Genomic DNA, 16,909 nt, shown 5'->3' with positions numbered 1-16,909 from the left:
CGTCCGTCAGATCTCGACTCCCGGTCCGGCCGTCGAGCGCTGCGCGGCGAGTTCCCGGATCCGTGCTCGGGCCAGGAACCAGCCGCCGATGAGCGCGGGGATCAGCACGTCGAGGCTGGCGACCGTCCAGGTGCCCGTCGGATAGTCGAAGGCCATGAGCACGACGACGGACGCGAGGAACGCCAGCGTCAGATACGAGGTGTACGGTGCACCGAAGAGGCGGAACGACGGGCGCTCGACGAGGCCGCGCCGCGACAGCCGGTACAGCCGGAGCTGGCAGAGGATGATGGTCGCCCAGGCCGCGATGATCCCCAGCGCGGACATGTTGAGCACGATCTCGAAGGCCTGTCCCGGCACCACCGCGTTCAGCAGGACACCAGCGAGGGCGAACACGGCGGTGACGAGGATCCCCACGACGGGCACGCCGCGACGGCTCATCCGCCCGGTCGCGCGGGGTGCGGCGCCCGAACTCGCGAGCGAGCGGAAGACCCGGCCCGTCGAGTAGAGCCCGGCGTTCAGCCCGGAGACCGCGGCGGTGATCACGATGAAGTCCATGGCGCTGCCGGCCACCGCCCCCACGTCCGGCCCTCCCACGTGCGAGAAGAACGTCACGAACGGGCTCTCCCCGGCGCGGTACACCGTGTACGGGAGCAGCAGGGCGAGGAGCAGCACCGATCCGACATAGAACACCGCGATGCGCAGGATCACCGAGTTGACGGCCCGGGGCATCACCTTCTCCGGGTCCGCGGTCTCGCCGGCGGCGGTGCCGACCAGCTCGATGGAGGCGTACGCGAAGACGACCCCTTGCATCACGATCACGGCGGGGAGCACCCCCTCCGGTGCGAAGCCTCCGTGCGCTGCGAGCATGGGGATCCCCGTCGGTCCCTCGTCGGTCTGCCAGCCGGCCGCGAGGAACACCACGCCGATCACGAGGAACAGCGCCAGCGCGGCGACCTTCACGAGCGCGAACCAGAACTCCATCTCGCCGAACAGCCGGACCGAGACGAGGTTGAGGCCGACGACGACGACCAGGGCGATCAGCGCGAGCAGCCACTGCGGCACGACGCGGAACGCCGACCAGTAGTGGGCGTAGAGCGCCACGGCCGTGGAGTCGACGATCGCCGTCATGCCCCAGTTCAGCAGATACAGCCAGCCCGCGGCGAAGGCCAGTCTCTCGCCGAAGAACTCCCGCGCGTACGAGATGAACGATCCGGAGGAGGGGCGGTGGATGACGAGCTCTCCGAGGGCGCGGAGGATGAAGAAGGCGAACACCCCGCACACCAGATAGGAGACGGCCAGCAGGGGTCCTGCCGCGTTCAGGCGTCCGCCCGCCCCCATGAACAGTCCAGTCCCGATCGCGCCGCCGAGGGCGATCATCTGCAGGTGCCGCGCCTTCAACGCGGTGCGGTAGCCGGACTGCTCGTGGGCGAAGTCCTGCGCCGACGTCAGGACGTCGCCGAGTCGCTCGCGGTCGTTCTCCTGTGCCTCCGCGGATCCTTCCGCCTTCGCGTTCTCGGTCGCCATCGCCTCTCCTGCCCTGGGAACGCATGGCGATCGAGTCGGCGCACGCGTCGGTACGGCCCGCCGCGTACGACGCTAGCGGTGCGCAGGCCCGCGAGGAGGTGCGCACCGGAATACAGCAGGGGTGTGTCCTCGCGGGGCGCCGTCAGGCCGGTTCGACGGCGCCCCACGGCAGGGTGAGCTCTCCCAGCCGCCACCGGCTCCGCCCGCCCTGCACAGGCCAGCCCTGCGCGCGCAGCGCCGTCACCGCGGCGAGGAAGCGCTGCGTGGCGCCGAAGGTCGACAGGGGAGCGGCGCGCTCCCACTCCCGGTCCAGCTCGACGAGCAGCGCGTGGATGCGCTCGCCGGGGACGTTGCGATGGATGAGGGCCTTGGGCAGCCGCTCCGCCACGATGCTCGGGACCTCGAGCCCGCGGAGGCGGAGGGAGACGGTGAAGCGGAGCGGCGTGCCGCCGGGATCGACGTCGACCCAGCTCGCCACGCGCCCGATCTCGTCGCAGGTGCCCTCCACCAGGAGCCCATCCGGCGCGAGGCGGTGCGCCATCGTCCGCCAGGCGGCGGCCACCTCGGCCTCGTCATACTGCCGCAGGACGTTCATCGCCCGGATGACGGCGGGGCGCCGACCGCCGGGGAGCGGTACCTCGAACCCGCCGCGGGCGAAGGAGACGCGGAGATCGGCGGGAAAGGGGGTCCGGCCGGCCCGGACCTCGGCGAGCTGCTGCTCCGCGGTGGCCACCCGGTCCGGGTCGAGCTCCAGGCCGCGCACCTCCGCATCCGGCCGCACGCGTCGCAGCCGGGCGGCCAGCTCGAACGCGGTCACCCCGCTCGCCCCGAACCCGAGGTCGACGACGAGGGGGTCGGCCGCGCGTCGGAAGGCGGGGGAGGCGGCGATCCACCGGTCGTTCCGTCGCAGCCGGTTCGTCCCTGTCGTGCCGCGGGTCGGCCGACCGAGGGGAGATGACGCCATGCGTCCATCCTCCCTCCTCCGCCGCTGTGCCCGCTCCGCGCCCCGGATAAACTGGCGACATGACTGCGAAGCGCACCCTGATCCTGCTCCGCCACGGCCAGAGCGAGTGGAACGAACTGAACCTCTTCACCGGCTGGGTGGACGTCCGCCTGACCGCGCAGGGCAAGGGCGAGGCCCGTCGCGGCGGTGAGCTGCTCGCCGAGTCCGGCATCCTGCCCGACGTGCTGCACACGTCGCTGCTGAGCCGGGCGATCCAGACTGCCGACATCGCGCTGGATGCGGCCGACCGGCTGTGGATCCCGGTGAAGCGCTCCTGGCGGCTCAACGAGCGCCACTACGGGGCGCTGCAGGGCAAGGACAAGGCGCAGACGCTCGAGGAGTTCGGTCCGGAGCAGTTCCAGCTGTGGCGCCGCTCGTTCGACGTGCCGCCGCCCCCGCTGGACGACGCGAGCGAGTTCAGCCAGGTGGGTGACGCCCGCTACGAGGGCATCGACGGCGAGGTGCCGCGCACGGAGTCGCTCAAGCTCGTCATCGACCGTCTCCTGCCGTACTGGGACGCGGAGATCGTCCCCGACCTGGAAGCCGGTAAGACCGTCCTCGTGACGGCGCACGGCAATTCGCTGCGCGGCCTCGTCAAGCACCTCGAGGGCATCAGCGACGACGACATCGCCGGCCTCAACATCCCCACCGGCATCCCGCTCGTGTACGAGCTCGACGAGCACAACGCGCCGACGGGCCCCGGCCGCTACCTCGACCCGGAGGCCGCCGCCGCCGGTGCCGCGGCCGTCGCCGCTCAGGGCAAGAAGTAACCGAGACCCCGGTTTCACGCCGAGACCCCCTGCTGCAGGCGACTGCAGCAGGGGGTCTCGGCGATAAGGCGGGGGCTCGGTCAGGCGTGGCCGAGCTGCTCCTGCTGCTCCACCGCGAGGGCGATGTCCTCCTCTTCGACGTGCCAGTCGCCCGTCGCGAGGTAGACGACCTTCTTGGCGACGGCGACCGCGTGGTCCGCGAAGCGCTCGTGGTACCGGCTCGCGAGCGTCGCATCGACCGTGGCGACGGCCTCGCCCTTCCAGTTGTCGCTGAGCACCTTCTCGAAGACGCTGGCGTGCAGCTCATCGACGTCGTCATCGGCGTTGCGGATGGCATCCGCGAACTTCAGGTCCTGGGTACGGAGGAGCTCCGTGAGCGTGCGGGAGATCTCCACGTCGAGCTCGCCCATCTTCACGAACGTGCCCTTGAGGCCCTTCGGGATCGCGCGCTCCGGGAAGCGCAGGCGGGCGAGCTGGGCGATGTGCTCGGACATGTCGCCCATCCGCTCCAGGGACGCGCTGACGCGGAGCGCCGTGACGACGATCCGGAGGTCGCGCGCGACCGGCTGCTGTCGGGCGAGGATCTCGATGGCCTGCTCGTCCAGCGCGACCGCGAGCTCGTCGATCTTGGCGTCGTCGGCGATGACCTCCTCGGCCAGGGCGACGTCGCTCGTGGCGAACGCGCGGGTGGCCTTGTCAATGGAGACGGTGACGAGCTCGGCGATCTCGACGAGGCGGGACTGCAGGTCCTCGAGGGACTGGTGGAAGACTTCGCGCATGGTGGGCGCAACCTTTCGTTCGGATCCGGCTGACGGTCCAGCGCGGGGCGGCGGGGCGTCCGCAGGGGTGAGGACTGCGCGCGCGCAGGCCTGAAGCGATTGTCTGCTCCGAAGGTTAACGAACGGTGCCCGGCGAGTGAATAGTACGTCTCCGCTCCCCGGGATGGCGCGGAAACCCGCCGGATCAACGGTGAACGCGCTCTACGCTGGAGTCATGACCCTGCCGCAGCTCGCGCTGTCCTCCCTCGCCATCGGGTTGGCGATCGGGGTGGGCCTCTCCCTCCTCGTCGTCTGGGCCTATCGGGCGCGGGCGCGGGCGGAGGAGGAGACGTCGATGACGATCCCGCCCGGGATCACCGACGTGCTGCGCAGCATGGACGACGCCGCGTGCGTCGTCGACGTCTCCGGCCTCGTGCTCGCCACGTCGAAAGCCGCCGCACGGTTCGGGATCGAGGTCGGATCGACGCTCGAGAACCCGGAGCTCCGGCAGCTCGTGCGGGGCGTCCGCTCGACGGGGGAGACGGCGACCGAGTCGCTGCGCATCACCCGCGGCGGTCTCAGCCTCGACCCGCGCCTCGTGTCGGCCAGGGCGAGCGCGATCGGAACGCGCCTCGTGCTCCTCATCATCCGCGACGTGACCGAGCAGGAGCGCCTCGACCAGATGCGCCGTGACTTCGTGGCCAACACGAGCCACGAGCTCAAGACGCCCGTCGGGGCCGTGAGCCTGCTCGCCGAGGCCATCGAGTCCGCCGCCGACGATCCCGCCCAGGTGCGGGCGTTCGCGTCCCGGATCTCGGCGGAGGCGGGCCGCCTCGGTCAGCTCACCGGACGCATCATGAGCCTGTCCCGGCTGCAGGCGGAGGACGGGCTGACCGAGGTCGCCCCCGTCTCGATCGACGAGGTCATCGCCTCCTCGATCGAAGCCCACGTCGTGCAGGCCGACTCCGCCGGTGTGGAGCTCGCCCGCGGTGGAGACCGCGGCGTCTGGGTCCGCGGCGACGCGCAGATCCTCATCGAGGCCGTCGGCAACCTCATCGCCAACGCGATCGTCTACTCGCCCCGCGGCTCCCGGGTGGGCGTCGGGGTGAAGGCCGACGACGAGGTCGTGGAGATCGCCGTGTCCGACCAGGGCATCGGGATCGCCGAGGCCGATCGCGAGCGCATCTTCGAGCGGTTCTACCGTGCCGACGAAGCCCGCTCGCGGCGCACCGGCGGCACCGGCCTCGGGCTGTCCATCGTCAAGCATGCCACTCAGCGGCACGGGGGAGAGGTGCGGCTGTGGTCGCGCCCCGGCCGAGGATCGACGTTCACCATCCGCCTGCCTCGCATCGACGCCCCCGCGAACAGCGGGCAGGGCAAGAAGAGCAAGAAGAAGCGCGCACGCAAGGGCGCCCCCGCGACCGGGGCGACGCGCGTCCGAAACGGAGAGACCGCATGACCCGCATCCTTCTCGTCGAAGACGAGCCCGACCTCGCCGACCCCCTCGCGTACCTGCTGCGCCGCGAGGGCTACGAGGTCGAGATCGCCGAGGACGGTCCCGGTGCGCTGACGGCGTTCCGGGAGCGCGGCGCCGACATCGTGCTCCTCGACCTCATGCTGCCGGGGATGCCGGGGACCGAGGTGTGCCGTCAGATCCGCTCGACGTCCGCCGTGCCGATCATCATGCTGACCGCCAAGGACTCCGAGGTCGACATCGTCGTGGGACTCGAACTCGGAGCGGACGACTACATCACCAAGCCCTACTCGTCGCGGGAGCTCCTCGCCCGGATGCGGGCGGTGCTGCGACGCGTCGTGCAGGCCGAGGGCGAGTTGGACGAACGGGTGCTGGAGGGCGGGCGCGTCTCGCTCGACATCGATCGGCACACGGTGTCGGTCGCCGGCGAGCAGATCAACATGCCCTTGAAGGAGTTCGAGCTCCTGGAGGTGCTGATGCGCAACTCCGGCCGGGTGCTCACGCGGGGCCAGCTCATCGACCGGGTGTGGGGGAGCGACTACTTCGGCGACACCAAGACGCTCGACGTGCACATCAAGCGCATCCGCTCGCGGATCGAGGAGAACCCCAGCGAGCCGGTGATGCTCGTGACCGTCCGCGGCCTGGGGTATCGCTTCGAGGGCTGATGACAGACAGGAGAGGCCGGCACCCACGGGTGCCGGCCTCTCCTCGTCTCTGGGGACTCAGTCCTGGGGAGCGAGGTCCGAGTAGTACGGCAGGGTGCCGTCGAGGACCGGGATCTCGGTCGTCACACCGGCGGAGTCGCCGGACTGGAAGTGCATCGCGACGGTCGCGCCGGGCATGGTGTCGAGTCCCGTGATCTCCACGGGCTCCTCGTCGGCGCCGAAGCTGATCCTTCCGCCGGCGGGCACCGTGATCTTGAAGGGATCGCCGCCCTCCAGCGACACCGTCAGGGTGGCGCGGTCCTGCGACGGGTTGACCACGGCGCCGACGAAGTTGCCGACCGTGCCGTCCTCGTTCGCGATGATCAGGGCGTTACGCACGGCGATGGGGCCGTCCTGATCGGAGACGTTCACGCCGTCGGAGGCCGCGTACTCGATCTTCGTCGACTGCGGCGTGATGAACGTGCACCCGGTCGCGCCGAGCAGAACGAGGGCGCTGATGGCGGCAGACGCGACAAGGCGCGATTTCACGGGTCCTCCTGAGGTCCGACGGGATATCCCTCCCATTCTATGGGTAAGTCGGGAGCGCGCAGGGAACAGGGAGCGCGAACCTTAGCGCATATCCCCTGTGGTATCCTTGAGGTTGCCGAAAGGACATGTTTTTATGCTTTTTGAGGTTGGCGAGACCGTCGTCTATCCGCACCATGGCGCTGCGACCATCATCGAGGTCAAGGAGCGCATCATCAAGGGCGAGGCGAAGAAGTACCTGAAGCTCAACGTCACGCAGGGTGATCTCATCATCGAGGTTCCGGCCGAGAACGTCGACCTCGTCGGCGTTCGGGACGTGATCGGCAAGGAGGGCCTCGATCACGTGTTCGAGGTGCTGCGTGCGCCGTTCACCGAGGAGCCCACCAACTGGTCGCGCCGGTACAAGGCGAACCTGGAGAAGCTCGCGTCCGGCGACGTCATCAAGGTGAGCGAGGTCGTGCGCGACCTCTGGCGTCGCGACCAGGACCGCGGCCTGTCCGCGGGCGAGAAGCGAATGCTGGCCAAGGCCCGGCAGATCCTCATCTCGGAGCTGGCACTGGCCGAGAAGATCGACGAGGACAAGGCGGGCGCGCTGCTCGACGAGGTCCTCGCGTCCTGAGACGTCCTTCACGGAAGGCGGGTGCTTCGGCACCCGCCTTTCGTCGTTCCCGCGGGTAACGTGAAGCTGTGAGCATCCTCCCCGTCCCGCACACCGCGATCATCGTCGTCGCCGCCGGTTCCGGCACCCGTCTCGAGGCGGGGGCGCCCAAGGCCTTCGTCGGCATCGACGGACGGACCATCCTGCGGCACGCCCTCGACGGCGTATTCGCTGCGGCTCCCATGCAGGTCATCGTCGTCGCCCCCGCGGGATACGAGGGCGACGCGCAGACCGAGCTGCTCGCGGCTGCCGGCGATCGTGCCGACCTGGGCCGCGTGGTCACCGGAGGGGCGACACGGCAGGAATCCGTCGCGGCGGGACTCGCGGCGCTGTGGGGGGACGTGAGCACGGTGCTCGTGCACGACGCCGCGCGCGCGCTGACCCCGCCCGAGGTGATCGACGCCGTGGCGGCGGCCGTGATCGGCGACGCCGGTGCCGTACCGAGCCTGCCGGTCGTGGACACGCTCAAGCGGGTCGCGGACGGTCTCGTCGTAGGCACCGTGGATCGTGCGGAACTCGCAGCCGCGCAGACGCCGCAGGGTTTCCCGCGTGGCCCGCTGGAAGCGGCTTACGCGGAGGCGACGGCCCAGGGTGTCGAGTACACGGATGACGCGGCGCTCTTCGCCGCGGCGGGGCACGCGGTGCGGCTGGTGCCCGGCTCCGAGCGTTCGTTCAAGATCACCACCCCTGCCGATCTGGAGCGCGCCCGCCTCCTCGTCGCGACCGCGCCCGACTCGTCTCCCGCGCCTCGCGCGTCGGCTGTCGCCGAGCTCGGGCCGCGCGTGGGCATCGGCACGGACGTGCATGGGTTCGGCGGCGACGGGGCGCTGTGGCTGGCCGGGCTGGAATGGCCGGGGGAGCCCGCGCTCTCCGGGCATTCGGACGGGGACGCGGTCGCCCACGCGATCGTCGACGCCCTGCTCGGCGCCGCCGGGCTCGGTGACATCGGCGAGCACTTCGGTACAGCTCACCCGGAGTATGCGGGTGCGCACGCCGACGTCTTCCTCTCCCGCACCGCGGAGCTCCTGGCGGCGGCGGGGTTCATGATCGGCAACGTTTCCGTCCAGTTCCAGGGCAATCGTCCGCGGTTCAGCGGACGACGCGGGGAGGCCGAGGCGGTGCTGTCGGCGGCGCTCGGGGGTGCTCCGGTGGCCGTGACGGCCACGACGACCGACGGCCTCGGCTTCCCCGGACGGGGCGAGGGGATCGCGGTCACGGCCGTCGCGATCGTCATCCCGCGAGCGGATCAGGGTCTCTCAGCGCCCGCCGAGTAGGCTTGAGCGGTGACTCTCCGCCTCTACGACACCCGCGCACAGCTGCTGCGCGACTTCGTGCCTCTCGATCCCGAGAACATCACGATGTACGTGTGCGGACCCACCGTGCAGTCCGGCCCGCACATCGGCCATGTCCGGGCGGCCCTGAGCTTCGATCTCCTGCGCCGCTGGCTGACGCACCGCCACGGCCGAGTGACCTTCGTGCGCAACGTCACCGACATCGACGACAAGGTGCTCGCCAACGCCACGGACGCCGAGCCGTGGTGGGCGCTCGCCTACCGGATGGAGCAGGAGTTCGCCGCGGCCTACGCCGGCATCGGCATCCTGCCGCCCACGTACGAGCCGCGGGCGACGGCCTCCGTCCCGCAGATGCAGGAGCTCATCGCGCTGCTCATCGACCGGGGCCATGCGTATCCCGCTCCCGACGGGTCGGGCGACGTGTACTTCGATGTGCGCTCCTGGCCGTCCTACGGCGATCTCACCCATCAGTCGGTGGACGCGATGGAGGCGGCGCAGGACGCCGACCCGCGGGGCAAGCGCAACCCCCAGGACTTCGCCCTGTGGAAGGGAGCCAAGCCCGACGAGCCCGCCGATGCGACCTGGGCGTCGCCGTGGGGTCCGGGGCGTCCTGGCTGGCACATCGAGTGCTCGGCCATGGCGAAGCGGTACCTCGGTGCGGAGTTCGACATCCACGGCGGCGGCCTCGACCTGCGGTTCCCTCATCACGAGAACGAGCTCGCGCAGTCGACGGCCGCGGGTGACGGCTTCGCCCGCTACTGGGTGCACAACGGTCTCGTGACCGTCGACGGCCAGAAGATGTCGAAATCCCTCGGCAACTTCACCCTCGCGCGGGACGTTCTCGCGGAGCGGGACCCGCTGGTCGTGCGCTATGCCCTCGCCGCCGCGCACTACCGATCGAGCCTCGACCTCTCGGAATCGTCCTGGGCGGAGGCGGACGCGGCGCTCGGCCGTATCCGCTCCTTCCTCGATCGCGCAGTCCGCGCGGCCGGCGAGGAGATCGGTGCCGAGGACGCGCGGAGCATGCCCGACGCCTTCGTCGAGGCGATGGACGACGACCTCGGCGTGCCGCAGGCGCTGGCCGTCGTGCACGAGAGCGTGCGGGCCGGGAACTCGGCGCTGGACGCGGGCGACACCGACACGGCCCTGGACGCGGCGCGGGCGGTGCTCGCCATGACCGGGATCCTCGGTCTGAACCCGCGCACGGGATCCGGCGCCGCCGGGGATGCGCAGGCAGCGGCGCTGGACGCGCTGGTGCAGGAGATGATCGCGCAGCGCGCCACCGCGCGCGCGGAGAAGGACTGGGCGGCGGCGGATCGCATCCGAGACGCGATCACCGCCGCAGGAATCACGCTGGAGGACACTCCGGCCGGAACTCATTGGAGTATCGATGGCTAAGCCAGGGCGCCCCGGCGCGAGCAAGGGAAACAAGAAGGGCCCGACCAAGGGCACGGGCGGTCTCGGGCGCAAGGCGCTCGAAGGGCGTGGCCCCACGCCGAAGGCGGAGGACCGCGCGTGGCACCCCGCCGGCAAGCGCAAGGCTGCGGCTGAGCGCTACGCGGCTGCGGGCGGCAAGGGCAAGCCCGGAGGGCGTCCCGCCTCCGGGGGCAACCCGAACCGCAACGCCAGGTCGAAGGACAACACCAACGACACCGAGACGGTCACCGGCCGCAACTCGGTGCTCGAGGCGCTGCGGGCAAAGATCCCGGCGACCGCGATGTACATCGCGCAGCGCGTCGAGATGGACGACCGCGTCAAGGAGATGCTGTCGATCGCGACCCACCGCGACATCCCCGTGCTCGAGGTCACCCGCCAGGAGCTCGACCGCATGGCCGGCTTCGACGGCGTGCATCAGGGAGTCGCCCTCAAGGTGCCGCCGTACGAGTACGCCCACCCGCAGGACCTCCTGGAAGAGGTCATCGATCGCGGCGAGACGCCCCTGTTCGTCGCCCTCGACGGGATCACCGACCCTCGCAACCTCGGAGCGATCATCCGCTCGACGGCGGCGTTCGGCGGCCACGGCATCATCCTGCCGCAGCGTCGTTCCGCCGGTGTGAACTCCGCGGCGTGGAAGACCAGTGCGGGCGCGGCCGCCCGCATCCCGGTGGCGCTGGCGTCGAACCTCACCACGCAGCTCAAGGAGTTCAAGAAGCAGGGCGTGTTCGTGCTCGGGCTCGACGGCGACGGCGACGTCTCGCTGCCCGCGCTGGAGCTGGCGGACCGTCCCGTCGTCATCGTCGTGGGCTCGGAGGGCAAGGGCCTGTCCCGCCTCGTGACCGAGACCTGCGACCAGATCGTCTCCATCCCCATCTCCGCGGCGACCGAGTCGCTGAACGCCGGCATCGCGGCCTCGGTCGCGCTGTACCAGGTCGCGACCGTCCGCGCCGCGGACTGACCGAGAGGAACACGCATGGCCCGCATCATCGTCCTGGGAGGAACCGGCTACGCCGGACGCCACATCGTCGCGGAGGCGGTGAGCCGCGATCACGCGGTCGTCGCCATCTCGCGCTCGACCCCCGCGGATCCGGTCGCGGGTGCGGCGTACGTGCAGGGGTCCGCGCTCGACCCCGCGACGCTGACCGAGGCGTTCGCGGGTGCCGATGCCGTGGTCTCCGCGCTCTCGCCGCGTGGCGACATGGAGGACCGTGTCCTCGAGGCGCTGACGAACGTGGTCGCGCTGCTCGACGGCACCGAGACCCGGCTCGGGGTCGTGGGCGGCGCGGGCGGCAGCCTCGTCGCGCCCGGTGGCCCCCGACTGTTCGATCAGGGGTTCCCCGAGGAGTACAAGCACGAGGCGCAGGTCGGCATCGACTCTCTCGCGCTCCTGGAGCGCACGGCCGAGAGCCTGGACTGGTTCTTCGTGCACCCGGCCGAGGTCTTCGGGCCGTGGGCCGAGGGGGAGCGCACCGGACACTACCGGGACGGCGGTGACGTGCTCGTCCGCGACGAGGACGGGAAGTCGTACATCTCCGGGGCGGACTTCGCCGTCGCGATCGTCGACGAGATCGAGCAGGGCAACCACCACCGCGAGCGGTTCACCGTCGGCTACTGACGCCGTCCGGCGCGGCGCCGACGGGCGGGCACGGTCTCAGACGAGGTCGCGCCAGTCCACCTCGTCGTCGTCGCCGAGCGCCAGCGTACCGGTGACGACGGGGAGGCCCATCGTCTCGGTCGGCGGCCCCATGATGGTGGCCTCGTCGCGCCGGTGGCGGAGCACGTCGTTGATGTAGCTCGTCAGCACCTCCGCGAGGGCGACCGAGCGGCCCTGTGCCTGGGACAGGTACCAGCGGTGCTCCAGCACCTGGTGGAACACCTCGGCCGGCTCCAGCTTGGCGCGCAGGTCGTAGGGGATCGCGCGGACGACGGGCTCGAAGACGCGGGTGAGCCACTCGTGCGCGTACATCTCCTCGTCCGCCCACTGCTTGGTGGAGCGGGCACGGAACTCGTCGAGGTCGTTGAGGAGCCGCCGGGCCTGGTTCTCCTCGACGTCGAGACCGGTGAGGCGGATGAGCCGGCGCTGGTGGTGCCCGGCATCGACGACCTTGGGCTGGATCTCCACGACCGTGCCGTCGGCGGTCGTCGACATCGACATCTCGTCGATGTCGAAGCCGAGGGCGTTGAGCCGCTCGACGCGTTCCGTGATGCGCCACGTCTCGGCGGCGGAGAAGGACTCCTGCGCGGTGAGCTCGGCCCAGAGGGAGCGGTAGGACGACACGATGCCGTCCGCGATGGCGACGGCGTCGACCCCGTGCTCCAGGCGGCCGCCCGCGGCGAGGTCCATGATCTCGCCGGCGATGTTCGTGCGCGCGAGGTCCAGGTCGTAGGCGCGCTGACCGTCGGTGAGGCCCTCTTCGTGCAGCTCGCCGGTCTCCGCGTCCACGAGGTACGCCGCGAAGGCTCCGGCATCCCGGCGGAAGAGCGTGTTCGAGAGGGAGACGTCGCCCCAGTAGAAGCCGACGTTGTGCAGGCGCACGAGCAGGAGCGCCAGCGCGTCGACGAGGCGCGTGGCCGTGTCCGGACGGAGCACCCGGGTGAAGAGCGCCCGGTACGGCATCGAGAAGCGCAGATGCGAGGTGACAAGTGCCGCGGGGAGCGGCGCCCCCGCCGCGTCGGTGCGCCCCGCGATGACCGCGACGCGTTCCACGCACGGCACGTCGAGTCGCGACAGGTTTCCGAGCATCTCGTACTCCCGGCGCGCCATCTCCGTCGTCGTCTCCTTGACCGCCACCACCCGCCCGGAGAGGTCCGCGAAGCGCACGAGGTGGCGGGAGAGGCCCTTGGGCAGCGAGACGATGTGCTCGGACGGCCACTTCTCCAGAGGCGTCGACCAGGGCAGAGCGAGCAGACCGGGGTCGACCGTCTTGGCGGTGATCCGGAGGGATTCCTGCATGGGGGCTCCTGAGGGTGCCGGGGAAACGACGCGGCGCGGGCGACCGAAGTCAGCCCGCGCCGCGGTGGAGTGTCCGATCAGGCCGAGACGACCGGCTTGTCGTTCAGGCGGTCGCCCGACTCGAGGTCGAACGCGTGTACGTGACCCGGGTTCGCGGCGAGGGTGACGGTCTCGCCGGCGTTCGGGTGGTTGCGGCCGTCGACGCGGGCGACGAGGTCGGTGCGCTTGCCGTTGATCTCCGTGTGGCCGTAGAGGTAGCCGTCGGCGCCGAGCTCCTCGACGAGGTCGACGACGACCGACAGGCCCTGGCCGTCGGCCGGGCCGACGGTGATGTCCTCGGGGCGGACGCCCACCGTGACCTGCGAGCCGTTGGCGCGGCCCACGGTGTCGCGGTCGAGCGGGACGATCTCGGTGCCGAAGCGCACGCCGCCGTCGGCCAGGTCGGCCGAGAACAGGTTCATCGCGGGGGAGCCGATGAAGCCGGCGACGAAGACGTTCTCCGGCTTCTCGTACAGGTCGCGCGGCGAGCCGACCTGCTGGAGCAGGCCGTCCTTCAGCACGGCGATGCGGTCACCCATGGTGAGTGCCTCGGTCTGGTCGTGCGTGACGTAGACCGTGGTGACGCCGAGACGACGCTGCAGCGACGCGATCTGCGTACGGGTCTGGACACGGAGCTTGGCGTCGAGGTTCGACAGCGGCTCGTCCATGAGGAAGACCTGGGGCTGACGGACGATCGCGCGACCCATGGCGACACGCTGACGCTGACCACCGGAGAGGGCCTTCGGCTTGCGGGTGAGGTACTGCTCCAGGTCGAGGAGCTTCGCGGCCTCGAGCACGCGCGCGGCGCGCTCCTCCTTGCCGACGCCGGCGATCTTGAGCGCGAAGCCCATGTTCTCGGCGACGGTCATGTGCGGGTACAGCGCGTAGTTCTGGAACACCATCGCGATGTCGCGGTCCTTCGGCGGCACGTCGGTGACGTCGCGGTCACCGATGAGGATGCGGCCGGAGTTGACCTCTTCGAGGCCGGCGAGCATGCGGAGGGAGGTGGACTTACCGCAACCGGAGGGACCGACCAGGACGAGGAACTCGCCGTCTCCCACCTCGAGGTTGAGCTTGTCGACAGCCGGACGGGTGCCGCCGGGGTACAGGCGGGTGGCCTCGTCGAAAGTCACAGATGCCATCGTGTTTCTCCTTCACCGGCAGGTACGTGCCGGACGATCCGTAGTGAATGAAGCGGCGGAGCGACCCGCCGTGACCCTTCATCGGGTCGGGATCAGTATGGCACGAACGCCCGCACCTGGGTATTTCTCAGCCTCACTGGTTAGCATCGAACCCGGCCGTGCGCAGCGGCGATCACCGCCCGACGGTGGTCGGGGCCAACCCGGACCCCCTGAGACTCAAGAGGAACGATGTCGAGCGACGAAACGCCGAACGTCCCCGCCCCTCGCAATTCGCGCGAGGCCGTGCGGGAGAAGGCACAGAAGGTGCACGCCCAGCAGTCGCGGGCGCGTCTCATGCGACGGATCATCATCGGTGCGGTCGCGATCATCGCGGTCGGTGCGATCGGGACCGCCGTGACGCTCGCCGTGACCTCGCAGACGTCCAAGCCGCAGCTCAGCCCGAGCGGCATGGAGGCGGATGGCGTCGTGGTGACGGACATCGCCTCCGCCGCGATCGCCGGTACTCCTTCCGCCACGCCGGAGCCCGAGCCCAGCGATGCCGGCGCCAGCGAGACGCCGTCGCCCGAGCCGTCCGCGGCGGGTGCTGTCGAGGTGCACATCTACGTCGACTACCTCTCGCCCGACGCGGGCAAGTTCGAGCGCGCCAACGCCCGGCTGCTCGCGCAGTGGATCGAGGACGGCGCCGCGACCGTCAGCTACCACCCGGTCGCTCTGCTCACCGCCAGCTCCAACGGCACCAAGTACTCGCTGCGTTCCGCCGCCGCGGCCGCCTGTGTGGCGACGCACTCGCCGGACCAGTTCTACGCGTTCAACCACGACCTGCTCGATGACCAGCCCGATGTGGGCAGCGACGGGATGTCGGACGAAGAGCTCGCCAACCTCGCGGGGGCTGTCGGCGTGGACAACGGCAAGACCGTGCGCTCCTGCATCCAGGACGGCGACTACGTCAGCTGGGCGAAGGAGGCGACGACCCGCGCGCTCGAGGGGCCGCTCCCCGGCTCCGACGACCTCGTGCTCACGGCCGCACCGATGATCGTCGTGAACGGCGAGGCCTACGTCGGCGCGCTGGACGACCCGCAGGAGCTGTCGACGTTCGTCATGTCGGTCGCCAGCGAGGCCTACTACGAGTCGGCGACTCCGACGCCGAGCCCCACGGCCACGTCGGCGCCGGCGAAGTAGTCCGCCGCGCGTCCGCGCCATCGCTAAGCTGTGATGGCATCCGCCGACTTGGCGCAATTGGTAGCGCACCGTACTTGTAATACGGGGGTTACGGGTTCGAGTCCCGTAGTCGGCTCCATACGGGAAGGCCCGCATCCCCCGGGAGACACGGGGATGCGGGCCTTTCGCGCATCTCGGCGAGGAGTGCTGCCCACTTCACCGGCACCCACGGCCCCAGCGCTAGGCTCTGCGCATGAGCGAACCCGCGGACGAGCCCGGCCCGTCGCTGATCCCGCAGCGGCTCGCACTGCAGCGACGGAGAACGTGGGCGATCGTGCTCGCCGTGTTCTGGACGGTGAGCGCCGCCTGGTGGCTGAGCTCTGGTCTTCTGACAGGTGCGCCGTGATGTCAGGGCGCCCGCATATCGCGTAGCACGTCGGAGGGTGTTATGTTACTGGGGTGCAGGTGGTCGGCACCCCGCCCCGGCCACCTGCGCATCTTTCCGCCCCGCCACGGGAATGTTCGTGCCGCTCACAGCGGTTGTCTCGGACATGACCCGCATCGGCTCCAGTGACCTCGACGTCTTCCCCCTCGCCCTCGGCGGCAACGTGTTCGGCTGGACCGCCGACCGTGACGCCGCCTTCGCCGTCCTCGACGCCTTCGTCGACGGGGGTGGCGACTTCATCGACACGGCGGACTCCTACAGTGCCTGGGTTCCCGGCAACGAGGGCGGCGAGAGCGAGACGATCATCGGGGCATGGCTCGCGTCGCGGCGGCCCCAGGGCGTCGTCGTCGCGACCAAGGTCAGCCAGCATCCCGCCTTCCGCGGTCTGTCGGCCGGGAACGTCCGCCGCGCGGCGGAGGCGTCTCTCGCTCGCCTCGGCGTGGACGAGATCGACCTCTACTACGCGCACTTCGACGACGAGTCCGTGCCGCTGGAGGAGACCGTCGAGGCGTTCGGCGCCCTCGTCACGGACGGGCTCGTGCGGCACGTGGCGGTGTCGAACTACACGGCCGACCGCATCCGGCAGTGGATCGACATCGCGGACCGCCTCGGCGTCGCGCGACCGGTCGCCGTCCAGCCGCACTACAACCTCGTGCACCGCAACGACGTCGAGGACACCATCATCCCCGTCGCTGAGGAGTTCGGGCTGAGCCTCGTGCCGTACTACGCGCTGGCGAGCGGCTTCCTCACCGGCAAGTACCGTTCGACGGATGCCGGGGGAGAGGGGTCTCCGCGGGCCGCCGGCGCCGCGAAGTACGCCACCGCGGCTGGACTTCGGATCATCGACGCGCTGGATGAGATCGGCGCCGCGCACGACGCATCCGTCGCCGCGACGGCCCTGGCCTGGCTGCGGGCGCAGCCGACCGTGGTGGCGCCCATCGCGAGTGCCCGGACGGTGGATCAGGTTCCGGATCTGCTCGCCGGAGCGCGGCTGGAGCTGTCGACAGCGGAGGTCGAGCGCCTGAACCGCGTGTCGGCCTGGACGCCGCCACAGGACTGACCCGCT

Annotated in this window: 17 protein-coding genes and 1 tRNA gene; 12 read left to right on the top strand and 6 right to left on the bottom strand. The window is 70.5% G+C overall.

All coding sequences use genetic code 11. The annotated features are described in order from the left end of the window. Positions 1–6: 6 nt before the first annotated feature. Entirely contained in the window at positions 7–1,524 is a 1,518-nt protein-coding gene (locus C6C15_RS12565) for an amino acid permease (RefSeq protein ID WP_199787654.1), read from the bottom strand. A 142-nt stretch (positions 1,525–1,666) separates the two neighbouring features. Beyond that, positions 1,667–2,488 (bottom strand): class I SAM-dependent methyltransferase, encoded by an 822-nt coding sequence (locus C6C15_RS12560; protein WP_105950265.1) that lies wholly within the window; start codon positions 2,486–2,488, stop codon positions 1,667–1,669. Between the two features lie 59 nt (positions 2,489–2,547). On the opposite strand from C6C15_RS12560, the gene C6C15_RS12555 reads away from it, so the two are divergent. Next, positions 2,548–3,297, top strand: a complete 750-nt coding sequence (locus C6C15_RS12555; protein ID WP_105950264.1) for a phosphoglyceromutase — start codon at positions 2,548–2,550, stop codon at positions 3,295–3,297. An 80-nt stretch (positions 3,298–3,377) separates the two neighbouring features. Here the strand turns inward: C6C15_RS12555 and phoU are convergent, their stop codons facing one another. Continuing rightward, on the bottom strand, positions 3,378–4,076 hold the full coding sequence (gene phoU, locus C6C15_RS12550; RefSeq protein ID WP_025104304.1) for a phosphate signaling complex protein PhoU: 699 nt from the start codon (positions 4,074–4,076) through the stop codon (positions 3,378–3,380). A gap of 214 nt (positions 4,077–4,290) precedes the next feature. Here phoU and C6C15_RS12545 point away from each other — a divergent pair, with 214 nt between their 5' ends. After that, on the top strand, positions 4,291–5,514 hold the full coding sequence (locus C6C15_RS12545; protein ID WP_105950263.1) for a sensor histidine kinase: 1,224 nt from the start codon (positions 4,291–4,293) through the stop codon (positions 5,512–5,514). After that, the gene (locus C6C15_RS12540) at positions 5,511–6,194 is read left to right on the top strand and encodes a response regulator transcription factor (protein ID WP_071328841.1); all 684 of its coding nucleotides are present in this window, start codon (positions 5,511–5,513) and stop codon (positions 6,192–6,194) included. The genes C6C15_RS12545 and C6C15_RS12540 overlap by 4 nt, the downstream gene beginning before the upstream one ends. A gap of 57 nt (positions 6,195–6,251) precedes the next feature. Here C6C15_RS12540 and C6C15_RS12535 read toward each other — a convergent pair whose 3' ends face one another. After that, entirely contained in the window at positions 6,252–6,722 is a 471-nt protein-coding gene (locus C6C15_RS12535; RefSeq protein ID WP_060921931.1) for a hypothetical protein, read from the bottom strand. 133 nt (positions 6,723–6,855) lie between these two features. Here C6C15_RS12535 and C6C15_RS12530 point away from each other — a divergent pair, with 133 nt between their 5' ends. The 5 genes from C6C15_RS12530 to C6C15_RS12510 all read left to right on the top strand — a co-directional run bounded on the left by C6C15_RS12530 (position 6,856) and on the right by C6C15_RS12510 (position 11,721). Further along, a complete protein-coding gene (locus C6C15_RS12530) occupies positions 6,856–7,338 on the top strand; it encodes a CarD family transcriptional regulator (RefSeq protein ID WP_045255828.1) in 483 nt (160 codons plus the stop codon). Positions 7,339–7,406: 68 nt separating this feature from the next. Then, positions 7,407–8,651, top strand: coding sequence for a 2-C-methyl-D-erythritol 4-phosphate cytidylyltransferase (gene ispD / locus C6C15_RS12525; RefSeq protein WP_105950262.1), 1,245 nt, complete (start codon positions 7,407–7,409; stop codon positions 8,649–8,651). A 9-nt stretch (positions 8,652–8,660) separates the two neighbouring features. Continuing rightward, positions 8,661–10,067: a cysteine--tRNA ligase gene (gene cysS, locus C6C15_RS12520; protein WP_105950261.1), complete on the top strand. Its 1,407-nt coding sequence runs from the start codon at positions 8,661–8,663 to the stop codon at positions 10,065–10,067. Continuing rightward, positions 10,060–11,064, top strand: coding sequence for a 23S rRNA (guanosine(2251)-2'-O)-methyltransferase RlmB (rlmB, locus tag C6C15_RS12515; protein WP_060921927.1), 1,005 nt, complete (start codon positions 10,060–10,062; stop codon positions 11,062–11,064). Before cysS ends, rlmB begins: the two co-directional genes overlap by 8 nt. Positions 11,065–11,079: 15 nt before the next feature. After that, a complete protein-coding gene (locus C6C15_RS12510) occupies positions 11,080–11,721 on the top strand; it encodes an NAD(P)-dependent oxidoreductase (RefSeq protein ID WP_060921926.1) in 642 nt (213 codons plus the stop codon). A gap of 36 nt (positions 11,722–11,757) precedes the next feature. Here the strand turns inward: C6C15_RS12510 and C6C15_RS12505 are convergent, their stop codons facing one another. Both C6C15_RS12505 and C6C15_RS12500 read right to left on the bottom strand, forming a co-directional pair. Further along, complete coding sequence (locus C6C15_RS12505; RefSeq protein WP_060921925.1) at positions 11,758–13,059, bottom strand: DUF4032 domain-containing protein; 1,302 nt, start codon at positions 13,057–13,059, stop codon at positions 11,758–11,760. Positions 13,060–13,136: 77 nt separating this feature from the next. Continuing rightward, positions 13,137–14,240 carry an ABC transporter ATP-binding protein gene (locus C6C15_RS12500; RefSeq protein WP_060921924.1) on the bottom strand — a complete coding sequence of 368 codons (1,104 nt, stop codon included), beginning with the start codon at positions 14,238–14,240 and terminating at the stop codon, positions 13,137–13,139. Between the two features lie 228 nt (positions 14,241–14,468). On the opposite strand from C6C15_RS12500, the gene C6C15_RS12495 reads away from it, so the two are divergent. The 4 genes from C6C15_RS12495 (at position 14,469) to C6C15_RS12485 (ending at position 16,903) form a co-directional block, all read left to right on the top strand. Beyond that, the gene (locus C6C15_RS12495; RefSeq protein ID WP_105950260.1) at positions 14,469–15,419 is read left to right on the top strand and encodes a DsbA family protein; all 951 of its coding nucleotides are present in this window, start codon (positions 14,469–14,471) and stop codon (positions 15,417–15,419) included. Between the two features lie 42 nt (positions 15,420–15,461). Then, a tRNA-Thr gene (locus C6C15_RS12490) sits at positions 15,462–15,537 on the top strand. Positions 15,538–15,651: 114 nt separating this feature from the next. Next, positions 15,652–15,804: a hypothetical protein gene (locus tag C6C15_RS17130; protein WP_158698557.1), complete on the top strand. Its 153-nt coding sequence runs from the start codon at positions 15,652–15,654 to the stop codon at positions 15,802–15,804. A gap of 145 nt (positions 15,805–15,949) precedes the next feature. Continuing rightward, positions 15,950–16,903 (top strand): aldo/keto reductase, encoded by a 954-nt coding sequence (locus tag C6C15_RS12485; protein ID WP_105950820.1) that lies wholly within the window; start codon positions 15,950–15,952, stop codon positions 16,901–16,903. Positions 16,904–16,909: the final 6 nt, after the last annotated feature.

This window comes from Microbacterium sp. str. 'China' (genome assembly GCF_002993305.1).
Lineage (GTDB): Bacteria > Actinomycetota > Actinomycetes > Actinomycetales > Microbacteriaceae > Microbacterium > Microbacterium paraoxydans.
Note: the sequence above shows the minus strand (reverse complement) of the source record. Positions and strands in the feature narration are given on the sequence as shown.